General features: G+C 45.7%; 13 protein-coding genes and 1 pseudogene. 6 read left to right on the forward strand and 8 right to left on the reverse strand.

The window, feature by feature from the left end; genetic code table 11:
• Positions 1-26 precede the first annotated feature (26 nt).
• Positions 27-1,352, forward strand: a complete 1,326-nt coding sequence (locus CRO25_RS20940; protein WP_257018703.1) for an MFS transporter — start codon at positions 27-29, stop codon at positions 1,350-1,352.
• A gap of 118 nt (positions 1,353-1,470) precedes the next feature.
• Here the strand turns inward: CRO25_RS20940 and CRO25_RS20945 are convergent, their stop codons facing one another.
• Both CRO25_RS20945 and CRO25_RS20950 read right to left on the reverse strand, forming a co-directional pair.
• The gene (locus CRO25_RS20945; protein WP_079696292.1) at positions 1,471-1,935 is read right to left on the reverse strand and encodes an SMI1/KNR4 family protein; all 465 of its coding nucleotides are present in this window, start codon (positions 1,933-1,935) and stop codon (positions 1,471-1,473) included.
• A gap of 33 nt (positions 1,936-1,968) precedes the next feature.
• Positions 1,969-2,625 carry a DUF2625 family protein gene (locus CRO25_RS20950; RefSeq protein ID WP_079696293.1) on the reverse strand — a complete coding sequence of 219 codons (657 nt, stop codon included), beginning with the start codon at positions 2,623-2,625 and terminating at the stop codon, positions 1,969-1,971.
• A 131-nt stretch (positions 2,626-2,756) separates the two neighbouring features.
• Between CRO25_RS20950 and CRO25_RS20955 the strand changes: the two genes are divergently transcribed.
• Entirely contained in the window at positions 2,757-4,247 is a 1,491-nt protein-coding gene (locus tag CRO25_RS20955; protein WP_079696294.1) for a right-handed parallel beta-helix repeat-containing protein, read from the forward strand.
• A 134-nt stretch (positions 4,248-4,381) separates the two neighbouring features.
• Here the strand turns inward: CRO25_RS20955 and CRO25_RS20960 are convergent, their stop codons facing one another.
• From CRO25_RS20960 to CRO25_RS34170, 3 genes and pseudogenes are all read right to left on the reverse strand, one after another.
• Entirely contained in the window at positions 4,382-5,365 is a 984-nt protein-coding gene (locus tag CRO25_RS20960; RefSeq protein WP_079696295.1) for a sensor domain-containing diguanylate cyclase, read from the reverse strand.
• 29 nt (positions 5,366-5,394) lie between these two features.
• On the reverse strand, positions 5,395-6,201 hold the full coding sequence (locus CRO25_RS20965) for an alpha/beta fold hydrolase (protein ID WP_072734598.1): 807 nt from the start codon (positions 6,199-6,201) through the stop codon (positions 5,395-5,397).
• Positions 6,202-6,388: 187 nt separating this feature from the next.
• A pseudogene (locus tag CRO25_RS34170) lies at positions 6,389-7,865 on the reverse strand (nucleoside hydrolase-like domain-containing protein); the annotation flags it as partial.
• Between the two features lie 728 nt (positions 7,866-8,593).
• On the opposite strand from CRO25_RS34170, the gene CRO25_RS20975 reads away from it, so the two are divergent.
• Genes CRO25_RS20975 through CRO25_RS20985 form a run of 3 tightly spaced genes read left to right on the forward strand, consistent with a single transcriptional unit; the run spans position 8,594 to position 10,556 of the window.
• Positions 8,594-9,244 (forward strand): hypothetical protein, encoded by a 651-nt coding sequence (locus CRO25_RS20975; protein WP_079696296.1) that lies wholly within the window; start codon positions 8,594-8,596, stop codon positions 9,242-9,244.
• A gap of 34 nt (positions 9,245-9,278) precedes the next feature.
• Positions 9,279-9,836 (forward strand): DUF1697 domain-containing protein, encoded by a 558-nt coding sequence (locus tag CRO25_RS20980; RefSeq protein WP_079696297.1) that lies wholly within the window; start codon positions 9,279-9,281, stop codon positions 9,834-9,836.
• A gap of 60 nt (positions 9,837-9,896) precedes the next feature.
• Positions 9,897-10,556 carry an Imm50 family immunity protein gene (locus CRO25_RS20985; protein ID WP_079696298.1) on the forward strand — a complete coding sequence of 220 codons (660 nt, stop codon included), beginning with the start codon at positions 9,897-9,899 and terminating at the stop codon, positions 10,554-10,556.
• 2 nt (positions 10,557-10,558) lie between these two features.
• Here the strand turns inward: CRO25_RS20985 and CRO25_RS20990 are convergent, their stop codons facing one another.
• A complete protein-coding gene (locus tag CRO25_RS20990; RefSeq protein ID WP_079696299.1) occupies positions 10,559-11,746 on the reverse strand; it encodes an MFS transporter in 1,188 nt (395 codons plus the stop codon).
• A gap of 110 nt (positions 11,747-11,856) precedes the next feature.
• Positions 11,857-12,813, reverse strand: coding sequence for an AraC family transcriptional regulator (locus tag CRO25_RS20995; RefSeq protein ID WP_079696300.1), 957 nt, complete (start codon positions 12,811-12,813; stop codon positions 11,857-11,859).
• Between the two features lie 741 nt (positions 12,814-13,554).
• Here CRO25_RS20995 and CRO25_RS21000 point away from each other — a divergent pair.
• Positions 13,555-14,115, forward strand: coding sequence for a hypothetical protein (locus CRO25_RS21000; protein ID WP_079696301.1), 561 nt, complete (start codon positions 13,555-13,557; stop codon positions 14,113-14,115).
• A gap of 108 nt (positions 14,116-14,223) precedes the next feature.
• Here the strand turns inward: CRO25_RS21000 and CRO25_RS21005 are convergent, their stop codons facing one another.
• Positions 14,224-15,858 carry a carboxylesterase/lipase family protein gene (locus tag CRO25_RS21005; RefSeq protein WP_079696302.1) on the reverse strand — a complete coding sequence of 545 codons (1,635 nt, stop codon included), beginning with the start codon at positions 15,856-15,858 and terminating at the stop codon, positions 14,224-14,226.
• Positions 15,859-15,976: the final 118 nt, after the last annotated feature.

Here is a 15,976-nt window from a genome sequence, read left to right on the forward strand (position 1 = left end):
ATGGTTACGTGAAAGATAAAATTGTAATGCCTCTCTGGACTTGCTGCCTATTCATCGTTGTGATGAATACCACCATGTTTAACGTCTCTTTACCCGTTATTATTCATGATCTTCAGATTACATCAGACCTGGGGTCCTGGGTCATTTCAAGCTACTCCATTGGTTATGCCTTGTCGACGGTGATTTACAGTCGATTGTCTGACCGTATTCCGGTACGCAAATTGTTGACGGTGGGATTGCTTATTCTGGGCTTATCTTCATTGCTGGGATTATTTGCGCACAGCTTTGCCATCCTTTTGCTGACACGTATTTTGCAATCTGCGGGTGCAGGAGTCATGGCCGGGCTTGGACTTGTCATCGCGAGCCGTTATATCCCAGTGGAACGACGCGGAGCTGCCATCGCACTGATCTCATCAGGAAGTGCCATGGCGTTTGGGCTTGGTCCCATTGTCGGCGGACTCATTAGTGAGTACTGGGGCTGGAATGGACTTTTCGCCATTACGGTGCTTGTCCTGCTTGCACTGCCCGTACTGCTCTATTTTCTCCCGCGTGAAACGGCCAAACCGGAGAATCCTTTTGATATGATCGGTGCTGCATTAACCGTGATTAATGCAACCACCCTTCTGGTTGCCATTACTCAGCAGTCATGGTTATGGCTGGCCATCGGTGTCATTTCACTTGTTGTGCACATCGTGTATATTCGCAGGGCGAGCCTTCCTTTTGTGAATCCACATGTATTCCGAACACCCGGGTTTACTCGGCTACTGATCATCGGCTTCTGTGTTCTGGTCGTAAATCTGGGGAATCTATTCCTGATGCCGCTAGTGCTCGCTGATCTGTTTGGACGCTCGTCACTGGCTATTGGTCTGCTGATTGCTCCTGGAGCCATCGTCTCGGCATTCTGTACCCGTTTTGTAGGTCGCTGGATCGATCGTTATGGCAATATACGTTTTCTGATGATCGGACACATTTTGCTTGCCGCAGTGCTTGCTCTGTTTATGCTGGGACTGAATCAGTCTGCCCTGATCATCACCGGAGGATATCTCTTCTTCTCCCCGGCACTCTCCGCCTCCATAGCTTCACTGAATAACGAAGCGTCTCGGGTGCTGCCCAAAGCGCAAATCGGTTCCGGTATGGGCTTGCTGCAGTTGATCCAGTTTTTTGGCGGTTCGGTATCCGTAGCTGTCTGCGGGCTTATGCTGCACGGCATTCCGGGTGTTCCGGTAGAGGAAGCCTATCATTATGTATATGGATGTCTGCTCTTGGTCTGTCTGGCCTCGCTTGTCATCGTGGTCTGGCACAACAGAGCTGCACGATCAACTTCTACGGTTACGATGACTGAGACTGGATAGGTTGCAAACTAGGATGTATTCTATATCATTCAATCAAAACATTCATGTATTCGATTGAGTAAAAGGCCCGCGCATAGCGCGAGCCTTTTGTTGTTCATCCCGTTGTTCAAACGACGAATCACTCTACTGAATCACTCGGTCTGGATTTTAAACAAGCTATGAATGCATTGAAATTGGCAGCGATCTCTCGTACATTTTCCTCCAGCAATCGCTGGGCTTCCTCTGGCGTCTCTGATTCACTCTCAGCATCTTCGCGCACCATCGCCTCTTCATGATCCATAACCAGTACGACAGGAGATTCTGAATTCTTTCGGTAATCCAATAAATAGTTGTTGCCGCTGCTGACACTCCAAGCAAACGGAATAATCCGGCTCGGATCCGGATTCACATCGTCTACCAGATTGATGTTATTTGCAATGAACTGATCATCGAGAGCAGAGAAACGAATTTCCCAATCGATGAACTCTCCATTTTCAATCATATCAAATGCTTGACCGTCGATCTTCCGTTGGAACTCCAGATATTCGTGCGGAAACACAATGCTGTAATGCTTCTGAATGTTATTGATATTCAAGTTATTCATACCCTCCCTCCCCTACAGCCCTGTCATAGCACATCATTTCCCAACCAATGCTGCTTTCCAGGCTTCCTCCACTGCTACCGGAGCTTTGCTGCTGCTCTCGCCGCCGCCCTCCTCCGCCCAAAGCGGTGGATAATACGCAAATACTTGTCCTGTCTGAAGCTGTCCCATGTCGTTCTGCCAACCCTTCCAACGAAAGGTCTGATAGTACTGCTCCAGATCACCGTTGGCCAACCAGTTGATGAAGCCTGAGTAAGCCAGTTCTGTCGATTCCCATTCCAGCGTGTCAGGGGCAAAATAGTATACATGTCCCGTACGGCCATACTTGCCCATATCCATTCCGAAAAACCCACCGGCGGCATCGTAGGCGACGATCATCATGCCTTCCAATGTGGGTACACACGGCTTGTCTCCCTCACCATTCCAACTGGTCAGACTCCCAAAGATGTGGTCACTGCCCGATCCAAGTAACGTAATCCAGCCATCATCCAGCAGGATGCCCGCTGTCTCATAGGCAACGGCTCCCAAATAGGATTTGGTGCTTACTTGGAGGCGATAGAGCGCATCCTCTCCGGCCTCCCGCTGTGCAGGAACATAGGTGTACTTATTTTGTCCATGGTCCAATAGCTCCTTGAGTTCCTCCCAAGCGTGATGTTCCCGATCCACTAATTCGTTTGCAGATAGTTTATGCATGATCATTTCTCCCTTCCAGCTGCTGCTATTCCTCCACACATGCTTGTTTTGTATGAGCATATCACGCCCTAATTCACCATTCAAATCTGCTATAATAAAACTTCATAGCTAATTCATGAGGAGGAATCATCTTGTATCGTATAGCTACAATTGCACTCCTGGCCCTGATCCTGTTCACAACCGGTTGTCAGAAGGATGAGGCTTCATCCGTCCCTTCTCCCGAGGCTGTGCAGGTACCGGATACCCAGAAGATGTTTTACATATCACCACAAGGAAACGATTCGAACAAAGGAACCATTCAATCTCCCTGGAAAACGTTGCAGCACGCTGCCGACCATGCTACACCGGGAAGCACCGTTTATTTGCGAGAAGGTGTCTATCACCAAAAGGTCAAAATTACTCAAAGCGGTAATTCCTCGGGTAATCCAACCCTATTCTCCAGCTATCCACAGGAAAAGGCCATCATTGATGGTGAAGGTCTGTCGGTACGCGGCATAGAGGGTTTGATTGAAGTCGAAAATGCCAGCTATATTACGATTCAAAATCTCGAAATTCGCAACTTTACAACCTCACTTCGGGGACAAGTGCCTACTGGAATATATGTTCACGGGTCAGGAGAGCACATTCAACTCCTGGGCAACACCGTTCATTCCATTGCCAATGATGCTAAACCTTCAGGACCCAATTTACAGGGCAGGGACGCCCATGGAATCGCGATTTATGGTACAGAGCATCCCCAAGCATTACGGGATATTATCATCAAGGATAATGAACTGTATGATCTCGTGCTAGGTTCAAGTGAGTCACTCGCAGTCAACGGGAATGTGGATACGTTTGCCCTACTCGACAATACGATCCATGATACCGACAACATCGGCATTGATCTGATTGGGTATGAAGGAACTTCCGAGGACGACACTTACGATCAGGCGCGAAACGGGATTGTACGGGGAAACGAAGTCTATAATATTTCTTCCAATCTTAATCCGTCTTATGGAACGAACCTCCCCAATGATAGCAATTCTGCCGGGGGAATCTATGTAGATGGAGGCAAAAATCATATCATCGACCACAATCGGGTATATCGTAACGATATCGGAATCGAGATTGCTTCGGAGCATGCTGGGCGTTCCACCAGCCACATTACGTTGCAGGATAATCTGATTTTTCATAACAGGCTTACCGGCATCGCCATGGGCGGCTATGATGAGGAACGCGGTTCTACTGAGGACAGTACGATTATGTACAATACGTTAGTGGATAACGACCTGCTGGATGCAGGCAATGGGCAGTTATTCTTGCAAGCCCGAACGAAGAACAATACGTTCAAACGTAACATTCTCGTATCGGGCAGCTCTGACGTGCTCATTTACAATGAATACACCAGTAATTCGGGGAATGTGTTTGATCACAATGTGTACTACTCCTCTGCACCACAAGAAGATACGCTGTGGGTATGGAAAAACACGGAGTATTCCGGCTTCACCCCCTACATGGAGGGATCAGGAAATGACGCACATTCTTTGTATGTAAATCCCGAATTTATGGATGAGGCCAACGAAGACTTCACTCTCCAAGCTGGTTCTTTCGCCGAAGGATACGGCTACCTTGCACCGCGATAATGATTACGGAAGAAGAACAACCAATTCAAGTCAGCTGTCCCGTTTCAAACAAAATAAAAGAGCTTGCGCATAGGGCACTTCCCTTATGATGCAGGCTCCTTAATGTTTTCCTGTTTAACTGTTTAACCCAGCCCTTAATTTCTTACAAGCTCGGCTGCATGGGTCACCCGATTTCGCCCACCCGTTTTGGAGGCATAGAGCGCTTTGTCCGCTTTTTGAAACAAAGACTGATCTGTATCTTCCTGCGAAACCGTAGCTGCGCCAATACTCACTGTAATGTTATACTCGCCCCAATCGGCGGAATCTACCTGTGAACGATATCTCTCCGCTGTAGCCACAGCTTGCTCTCGATCACAATTCGCAAGAATAATGACAAATTCCTCTCCGCCATAACGCGCCACCACATCCGTGCTCCGTGACACCGATTGCAGCAGGCCTGCCAGATTGCCCAGCACCAGATCTCCAATCGGATGTCCATACGTATCGTTGATGTTCTTGAAATGATCAATATCAACGACTAGAAGGGAGAAAACACATTGAGTTTCCCGGAAGAGTGCCAGGCTTTCCAGCATTTTATCCTGAAAAAACCTGCGGTTCTTGAGTCCGGTGAGCAGATCCGTCGAAGCCATCGTCTCCAACTGATCATTCACTTTGATTAACGCCTGCTGCTTCACCTTATATTCTTCGTGCAGTCGTTCAAGTTCCTTGTTCGCATCATTTGTGGCTTGATACAGTTCCTGAAGTTTCGTCTTGGTGTTCATTATATCCTTCTCATGTTCAATTCGCTTACGCATCACCACAACCACACAATCTACTACGCTTTCCCCATCGCGAGTTTGGCGAATCCCGTTAAGCAAAACTGGGACATCCTGCTGATCACTGGTGCGAAACGTAAAGTACATCTCGTCCACATGTCCATATAACTGAATATAGGGATAGAAATACGTATGAAAAAACAGCTTGTTGGTCACCGACATAGTCGACTCAATATGCCGTCCCAATAGCTCATTGCGTTCATACCCTAGCATGGTCAGCAGGGTTTGATTAATCGTTTTTATGATGCCCGAGTCAGAAATGGAGAAGTATCCACAGGGTGCCATATCTAATTGTATATCCATGGATTAACTGCCTTTCCTCTCATTTTACTTTACACGCTCTGCAAATACTCTTTAATGAAGCGGCTTGTCTCTTCAGGCTGACTTAAATGTGGATAATGCCCCTTCGCCGTCATCTGTTGAAGTCTACTGTTCTTCAGATGCGCATGCAAGTAATCCCCCACTTCAACGGGAGCGATGCTGTCATCCGAGCATTGAAGAATGAGCGTAGGTACCGAGGCACGCTCCAATTCATTCCGACAATCCGAGAAAAACGTCACCTCCGCAAATTGTCTGGCAATATGCGGATCTCTCGAACAGAAGCTTTTTTCCAACTCTTCCGTCAGCTCTTTCCGTTCCGGATTCTGCATAACAATCGGAGCGAGATAGCTGGCCCAACCAATAAAGTTCATCTGCATCATTTCCAGCAGCTCATCAATGTCACGCCGATCAAATCCACCATAATAACCCGGAAGATCGTTTACATAACGCGGGGAAGGCCCCAGCATGACGATTTGCTTGAAATATTTAGGTTCATGAATGGAAGCAAGCATGCCAATCATACTGCTGACCGAGTGTCCAACAAATATGACATCTCTCAAGTCGAGCGCTTCCATAATCTCCAGCACATCCTGGGCATATCCTTGAAGATCACTGTATTTGTTTGAATCATAATAGTTAATTTGAGATTCACCTGAGCCTACATAATCGAATAAAACAACTCGGTAGTGCTCCGTAAAACTCGGAACAATATAGCGCCACATATCCTGATCGCACCCAAATCCATGTGCAAAAATAATCGTTTGGCTGCCTTTTCCCAACACTTTCACATTGTTACGCACGAGGACGTCAATCGTCATCCAAATCACCTCTCTGAGGTAGTATCCTTTTGCTTTGACCTATCTGGTTATTATATCGGAAATTGTTGGGTTATGGATAAGAAATATTAATTTTCATTACTTTGGATACATAAAGAACAATCCACTTTGTATGCCAAAAGGCCCTCTCATCACGAAAGGGCTCTTTGTACTCATTTTTTATTTTTGGCTATTTTACAGTGAGAATCACACGTTGATAATGCTTCAACTGATGCTCCCCATCATCCTGTACTTCGGCTACGATATGAATGGTATCGCCCGATTTGGCATCGTCAGGTACGTTGAACGATACAGCATCGGTGTCATTGCCCTCCAATTGCATCGTATCCAACTTCTCGCCCTTCGCCAGTTCACGATGTAATCCAAGTTGCAGATCACCCGCCATCTCAGGCTGAACTTTCTCCTCCTGGACGTTGGAATCTTTGTACGTATCTGCTTCAAAATATCTCCACCATTTGTAGGTGAGCTGATCTCCATCCGGGTCTTTTCCTTCGGCATGAAGGGTTATTTTCTCACCCGGACTGACGGACAGATCCAGTCCTTCCTTAATCGTTAATGACGGATTATGGTTGGCTGCTTCAAAGGTATCTGCTACGGCCCAATCGGCACGAGCCGCAAAATCATTCTGAATATCGTCAAACCATCTCATCAAAGAGTATTCAGCCTCATATCGTTTGGTATACGGATCGTAATCAAGAACGTTGTTCCTGAACAGCTTCTCATTTACCACACCGAAGCGTCCACCCCATCCACCGTAGGAAGGGTCTTCCATACTGCGCAGTCCATTGTCAATTAGATAGAAAAAGGATGGAGAATCACCCTCTGATATAAAATCGTATTTGTCATATTGCGGATTCTTCTTTAGATACTCAGCACTACCGCGCTGCTCTTCTTCCAGCTCGCCTTCAATCATTTTGCCGTCACCCATAGATGCATACATATCCAACAACTTGCCATGACCATCCAGAATGTTTTTGATCATCCAATCCCCATGCAGCTTGCTGTTGACTTCCTCTGTATGGAATTTCCACGCATAGGCAAAATGCCAGAAGTTCGATTGGTCGTTCAGAATACGAATGTCAGGCCAATTTTTTGCAATATAGTCGTTATAGCTGTCATCCTGATCGAGGATGATGTATAGCACCAGTTTATCACTGACTTTTTTTGCGAATCGTTTCCCACTCAGATGTACCCTTGTACTGTTCTTCAATCGATTTCAGTGCTCTGGCTGTTGTATTTGTACCGCCCCAGGTCTGCACAATCAGATCTCTGGAATCATCGTCGAGGAAAAGCGTTTGGAGAAATTCGGAACCTTCCGTTTCTTTCTCCATCTCCCCTTTGTCGGAGATATTACCGATTTTGGTCATCTTGCGAAGCTGTTCCGGCTCCGGATATCCCTCTGCATGTTTGGACAAGTTGGGATAAATTTCGCCATAGGCATCAATCATGTCGTAAACCCACTGTGTACCTGTCCAGCGGAAAGGTTTGATTCCTGCTTCCTCGTCGCCCGCATAATGATAGACTGAACTGGTCAGCACAATGCCTGCCAGATCCATTTCATTGGAATATAACAGAAAACGAATCACCGAATTCATATCATCCACTTCACCATCGGTTGTAATGACCGTTCTAGCTTTGGTTGCTGAATGATCTACCGTTTCTGTAGATTCATTTTGTTCCTGTTCTGCCGTCTTATTCGGCGTTTCAGTAACCGTTTGCGGTGTTTTGGATGCGCACCCACTGACAATCAGAATCATACTGAGGCAACCAGCCACCAAAACGTTTAACCATTTTCTTGTATTCATGTTCGTGATGCTCCCCTTTCTTGTGTTCCACGCGATGTGTTTTTGGGAATGTCTGCGATGTTGGTCTACTACTTAATATGGTCCGTAAAATGCAAAAAAACCCAAACATCAATATGAGCTGGACAGAGTCCACGCATATCGACATTCAGGTTTTGCCTGCCAAAGCAGTAACAATCCTCATTTGAGAAAAAGTATAACACTTTTCTAGTTTAATGTAAACGCATTCAATATTAACTATATAAATTGAACTAAACATTTACACGAGAACGGAGAGGACAGAAATAACCTGAAGAAGCGGAGCTAAAAGCTTTCTGAAAGAAAGCTGCATCGAAAGCATACGCTTCGCCTTTGTCCCCGGATTTTCACCTTTGAAAAAGGAAATCAAAAAAAATCTGGGGATAACAGCGATCGTAAGGTTGTTCTGTCATCGGAGTGGCAAGTGTAAATATTCTTTAGTTCAATTTATATAACCAGAGGGTGTAAGCTTTTCCCATTTTGATATATGCTTATGCTTATGATTGAATGTAACTGTTTGAAAATAATTCTAACACCAGGAGGGATCAGACACCTTGGAACAGCTGAATGCCGTCCTAATTCGTTTTGTGGAGCAGCAAGATTTATATAATGAAGCTTATGGACTTTTCAAAAATCATGATCTGCGTCCTCGTGAACAACAACACCAGCTGCAAGTGGACGAACGAATCCCGCTCTCTCCAGAGCTCCAATATCTGTACAGCCACTACGAGATGATGGATGAACAGGCCAAGGGCACACTCAAAATGAAAAATGCAGCCGTCGAGATCGGTGATGCAGCTCTAATCTCCTTTGTTGCACCTGAACATCTCCATCGTCAGCAACTAGGTCACCGCTGGATCGGAATGAACGAACCTTATGAGGAGTCAGCCTCTTGGCAAAAAAATCATGTCGTCATTGCGAATTTTAACGATGATCCGATAATTGTGGATACAGCAGCACCGAACTCTCCTGTATATGCAGCCTTTGCAGGAGAAGAACCTCAGCTTATTGCCGATTCATTAACAGTGTTTTTTAATGCACTGGCCATCCTGATTGAAGCTGCACGGGCCTATGATGGGGAATTGAAGGACGAGGAAACTTATGAAACCAAACCCGAATATCTGGAGCATGTCGAACCTATGTTGAATGATTTACTGGGAGAAGAGCATACTGCACATTTATTCGAGTATTTGTCATTTCGTTAAAAGTAAAGGATCAAAGGATACGGAGGGTTGAGTCATGATCTATGTTGCTTTGCTTCGGGGCATTAATGTGGGCGGGAATAACAAAATCAATATGAAGCAGTTAAAAGAAACGTTTGAACAAGCGGGATTACTGGGCGTGGTGACGTATATCAACTCAGGCAATATTATCTTTGCCGATCATCAGGAACGCGTGGATGCGAATACGGAATTATCCCAGATTCTTGAACAAGCCATAGCTGTCGATTTTGGCTTACAGATCAAGGTGATGGTACGTAATCTGGATGAAGTTCGAACTGTTATTCAAGGACTACCGGAGGACTGGACGAATGATGCCGCGGCCAAAAGTGATGTCATGTTCCTCTGGGATGAAGTGAATGATGTTTCAGTTCTGGACAAACTGCCCATCAAACCGGAAATCGGCACATTGCTATATGTTCCCGGAGCCATTTTATATTCCGTCAGTAAAGAACTTGTCACCAAAAGTGGTATGAACAAGCTCATAGGCTCCAAGGTCTACAAATATATGACGGTCCGGAACGTGAACACGACCCGCCAGATTTACAAGCTGATGCAGGCTGCGGCTGAGAGATGATCAAGGCCAAGTGAAGTGTCTTGCCAGTTTTCAAAGCTTATGTATAACGGAGGGGATTGCATGAATCAGGAGCGGACATGGAACGTTAGCATAAAATCTGTGGAGCGGGAGGAATTTTATTTTGCTCCGAATACGGGATGGCAGGTGAAGGTACCAGCTTTCCGAGTACACTTCAATTCAGATTGCGAATTAAGGCTGCATGCTCAAGATCAGATTTTGATAACGGTTGGTGAGATTGGAACAGCAGGCTGGGCCGCATTTATTGGAACGGCAATAGAATGCGGACCTGATTCGATCCTGCTGTACACAAGCCCCCAGTATGATTCACGATTGATGGAAGCCTGGCAGTTTGAAATGATCTTCTCACCACTCAATTCCATAGAAGGTGCCCAGAACGTGATCGATACGTTGGGGTTCTTCCCACCTTTTCACTACGATGAACTAACCAATGTGAAGCTGCAAAACGCGGATCAAGGCGATAAGTTTGAAAATCTGTCCCTGACGATTACGCATACTTCCACAGACGGGTTGGAACAGCCCCTCGACTTTAATTTTGAAGACGTCCAGTTTAAGAACATCTCTCCCGCCGAGGAAAGCAATGTCTGCTTGCAGCTCAGCTTCGCTTACGAGGGTGAACAGATTGGCGTGCAACTGGACGCGATAGCCGGATTCGCAGCGACATTTCTATGCCGCAAAGTTGTGGTTCAGTTAGGTCTTTAACCTTACCCGGCAACGGAATGGGTTTGAGTTTTTCTCGATCCCAACATGACTGCACCCATGACTAGAACCAACAGGGCTACCAGCATGAACGGAATATGTTTATCTAACTGATACAGCGTTGTTGTGAGTAAAGGGGTGATCACGGCAGATATGCCTTGAATCGCTGCAACCAATCCGGCTGCGCCGCCCTGTTGTTCTTTGCTGACCGAAAGAGAAGCCCCGGCCATAAAACCAGGCATCATCAGACCCGAGCCCATGCCGAACAGGAAGAAGGAGAGATAATAGACAACCAATTGACTAGAGATCAGAAACAATACCATGCTTGCGAGCAGAAAAAGGGACCCGAGCAAAATCATCGGCCGTGGCTGCCATTTCAACCACTTCATCTGGATCACCTGCATGATCAGCATCGCAGCCCCGGAGAACATCAGTCCAAACGAGACCATTCGGGCTGTAGCCCCTGGAGATAATGCGAGTTGGTCCTGGAAATAAAATCCACCAATAACCTGTACCGTCATAATGCCAATCATCGTAACCAACCCGGCAGCAAGATACATACGCAACCCGCGTTGGAGCGGGTTGACCTTGGGCGCTTTCTCCTGAATGACCGGCTTGGCAGCAGGAATGAGCAACAAAGCAATGATAAAAGCCGCTATCGCAATAAAAATACCAAAGTAAAGCGGCCACAGGAGGCCGATAATGGTAAAAGCGCCTGCAATCGCAGGGCCAAATACAAGTCCCAGCCCATTGGCGGCACTAATAATCGCCATCCCGCTTCCCCGCTCTTCTCCTTCCGTCACATCTCCCATATATGCCTGTGAAGAGGAGAGCACTGCCGGAATGAACATACCAATCAAGCTCCGCGTTACAATCAGAAGGGTTAACAAAAGTCCCCCTCCGATCCACGCATTTAATCCACTATACATCGCCAATGCAAACAACGCACAGCTTATGGACATGCCTATGAATCCAATCAATATGATTGGTTTTCTGCCTTTCAGATCACTGAATCTGCCCCATACCGGACCCATCACAGCCATGGCGATGGACCCAAGTGAAATAATTAGCCCGGAATGACTTTCTTTCATCCCCAGCTCACGAATAAGTGGCGGCATAATGGGAGCAATAAGCATAAGACCCAACATGGCTGCAAATACGCTAAAAAAGATACTTCCTCTGATTCTGTTCACGCTCATACACTCCTTTATTTTTCAGTACAGTATCCACTGTACCTGGAGTATACAAGGCTGAGAGAATCTCGACTGCCTCCATACGGAACAATTAACGGTTAGACGGATTATTAATACATTTTTTTCATTTCCGATGGCTTGACACCAAATTTGCGATAGAATTGCTGGGAAAAGGCACTGATGTTACTGTAACCAACCGCTATCGCTGCCTCAGTGACGTTGTTCTCTTGGCTGCGCAGCAATTTCATGGCGTTATCCAGACGAATCTGGCGCAAATATTCAAATACGGTAGTGCCGAACAGCGCCTTAAAGCCTTTTTTCAATTTAAAATCATTCAGACCCACCTGTTTGGACAACGCCAGCAGGGATGGAGGGTCCACCATGCTTGCCTCCATAATCTCCCGGGCGGTATGCAGCTTCCTTATATCCTCTCTGGAAAATCCCGAAGGAATAGGAGCCAGATCAAACAGCTGAATCATAAACCGATTCAATATCTCCAATGCGGTCGCTTCCATCATTAAGGAAGATCTATAGGGGTTGTTCAATTCCCCAATCAGACTTTCAATCATCGTTCGAATTCTGTGATCCAGCTGAAATATGATGGGTTTGAACACACAATGTCCCAAAATGTCCTGAAAACGAATGGACTGGCTCGTTGCCAATTGTGCGCCAGCATAATTGAACAACGAGATCGGAATTCCGATGGCAAAAGAAGTATAGTTCTCCTGCGCAGGCGGATGGAACCAGGCTTCAAAATCACGCATCATAATGAGTGCTCCCTGTCCAGTGGGCAGCGTATATTGCTGACCGGATATGTCTACATAACGCGCACCTGACAAGGCAAATTGCAGCTCTATGATGGGAATATTCGATGCAAAGAACGTAGAGCACGGTTCACTATAATTAATCTGAGAATACACAATTTCGATACCACTATACGTGGTTACTCTTTTTATATTGCCACTGCCCGCTTTAGCAGAGAGCAGGTACGTATTTTCATCTTGCTGACTGAATGGTTCCTGCGTTAAATAATGTTGGTATACAACGGCTAACGAATCGAAACCCATGTGTTCTCACCTCGTCTATAACTTGATCTTAACTCCAGAAAGAGATTTGTTTAATTGAGAATAATTCTCAATAATTCTACCTCAATTTCTTCTTTTAGACCAGCCCCATGACGAGATCACTACACTTCATACGAAAAAAATCCAGAAAACGCTTAGTCTTGAGATCTGATGCCTTTCTATTCCGAATCACCCAAACAATCGAAATGACACTCTGCACACCTTAAATCTCCCTTCTGGACACCCCCCAACTTTCATGTGTCTATGTATATCTCTGCCAAAATCCGTGCCGAATTAATCACCATAAACGGAGCACTTGAAATGGTTCATATCGGTATTCCTGTGAATCCCATTCCCGTCCTGATTGATATCCGTTAACTGCGGAACTGCTTCCTTCCTCTCAAGTGAGAATGCAGGCTGTAATTGGTTCGGACTTCATTGTTGACGGTGCATGGGCTGGTTCTGACCCACTAATCCCCACTTAATTTTCAACCTTTTTTAATCCCTAATCGCGGAAGAGTGAAGGGGTCATTGTTTTTTAGCTAAAATAAATATGTAAATGCCTCTCTACTTTTTAAGATCTGAGGGGCACTTACTATTACACTTCATTTTAATATTACTTAAATCAGTCATCATTGATTAATCTACCATAATATCTATTTATATTACTCATTTGACTTATTAAACCAATTTATATATATTAGAACAATAGTTTTACAATAATATATTTTAGGAGGGAATTTTTTGAAAAAGACAAGATTCACATTTAAATTTGCACTTATTGCCGTTTTAGTTTTCTGTTTTAGTACAAATGTATTCGCTTTGGAATCTACTGTAACTGATTCTGAAGAGCCTTACAAAGTTATCCTTACGGATAAAGAAGCTGATGAGCTATTTAGTAACTTAGTTGTGCTTGAAGGCAACCAAACTACTAATTCAAATCATTCTTCTGATGGAATTTCGGCATTAGCTGGACCACTTGCAGTATGGCAATTTGAATCTTTAGACAAGAACGGGCTTTATAATACTGGTCAAAATATTACAGTTTCTGAAGATGGGAATTACGACATCACAGTAGTTCAGTGGGCAGATAGTTTACAACTTGTTCGTAGCCCAACTGTATCTTACATTTTTGCCGATCCGAATAATGGTAAAATAATTAAAGAAGGTTATGTTTTCGGAAATTACACTGATACCAATACTAAAACTAAGGTTTCTGTACCTAAAGGTACATATAGAATACTTGTATACAATCATAGTGGCTATAGCGTTTCTGGAAACGGCTATATCTACAGAGGTATTTAAAGCCAAACTTATTAATGTAAAAGCTTTTAAATTTATAACTTAGGCGGACAGGAGAATGATTCTCCTGTCCGCTTTGTTGTACTTTCATTCTAATCTGTTCTGTCCAATCTATTCCCAGAAAAAACGTCCGGCAAATACCTTCTCCGTCAGCAACTTGTATGTCTCCTCTGGCAATTCTTTTTTCATCTTCTCCATCACGGCATCCTTGCCTTCATTATATTGCTTAGACATGCCGATCTCGGCTGTGGTATCGGTTGCGTCGAGGCGCATAATTGGTGCTTTGGCATCTTTTGTCCAAGGTGTCCATTCGGCCAATTCCGATGATCCACCACGATCCGGGTTGCCTGTATAGAGGAACTGCTTCAAATATGCTGCCATCGCGGAAGACAATGCCTCACGGCCTGGTTTGTTCTGTTCACTAAAATAACCTTCAGCGAAAAGAGCGGCAACGCCGTCTGCGTGTCCTGTGTAAAAGTCCATATCCGCGCCATGCGGTGCGCCCAGCAATGTTTGCAGCCTTTCGGAAATGACCCCAGGCTTTGTGCCCCATGCAAAACGATAGGCGTATACAGGTGGCTGTCCCGCTTCACTTGTCAGGCGCTCGGCTACCCGCTCCGCATTGAAGCCTGCATAAGCCTCACTGCCATATTTCAGAGCTGCGGCATACTGTTCGGCCTTGGTTTCATCTGTAAACAGAGTTTCATCATGAAATGAGGGTACAAAGTATGGATCACCGAAAGCAAAGCTGGAAAACTCGGTTTCCAAACTGCCCAGCAGAACAGGAACTTGTGCATAATTACCGCTGTTGATGGCATCGAATCCCTCTTTCGGAATGACTGTACCTTCACGGAACAAATGTGGGAATGGCTGCATACGAATCGCCGTTGAACCATATACAGTGACCAGCTTGTCAGCAGGCAACTCACGCAAATAGCTGGCCAGATGTGCCTGAGACTGCTTGCCGATCCATGTTCCCGCATGTTCAATAGAGGTCACTTTACCCTCTTGCACGAGCAATTTCACAAATGCATCCTCGGATTTTTGCTCGCCTTCCTCCGGTGTAGCCGTGGTCAGACCACCACTGAAAGCAGCTAATTTCTGAAATAGCCCTTTGCTTAGCGGTGAGATTAACGCTGCCAGAACATTACGTGCTCCTGCCGACTGCCCGGCCAACGTAACATTGCCTGTATCTCCGCCAAAGCCCTCGATATTATCCTGTACCCACTGCAGTGCACGGAATGCATCAAGCAAGCCATAGTTGCCCGAATCATCAAGGGGATTTCCGGTTTTCAATGCAGCATTTTGAAAGAACCCAAGAGCTCCCAAACGATAGTTCACCGATATGATAATGCTGTTCGTGTTACGCGCAAGTTGTTCACCCTGAAAATCCTTGCCTGATCCGGTCATATTCCCGCCGCCGTGCAGAAACACCATAACCGGAAGCTTCGAACTGGTTGTATTTGGACGCCAAATATTGAGATACAGTGAGTCTTCACTTCCGGCTATCGTTTCACCGGATAACTGTAAGCTGCACGCAGCAAATTCCTTGGCGGTTCGAGTCCCTGTCCATGCATCCGGATCACGCGGTGCTTTCCAGCGTAATTCACCTACCGGAGGTGCAGCATAAGGAACACCTAGCCAGCCGAGCGTACCGTATTGTTCATAGGTTTTGCCATCAATGGCTCCATATTTCGTCTGCTGCAATGTTTGAGGTTTGAACCCCTGATCTTGTTTATGTTTCATCCAACTCTGCTCCAAGGTTCCACCGCCATTTAGCTGAGCCTGCAAAGTTTATGCAGTTGCCTCAGCCAACTGGCGATCGGTACGTTCGCATGTGCTCTTGCCTTGAAGCGCATTCACC

This window comes from Paenibacillus sp. RU5M (assembly GCF_900221055.1).
GTDB classification, from domain to species: domain Bacteria; phylum Bacillota; class Bacilli; order Paenibacillales; family Paenibacillaceae; genus Paenibacillus; species Paenibacillus marchantiae.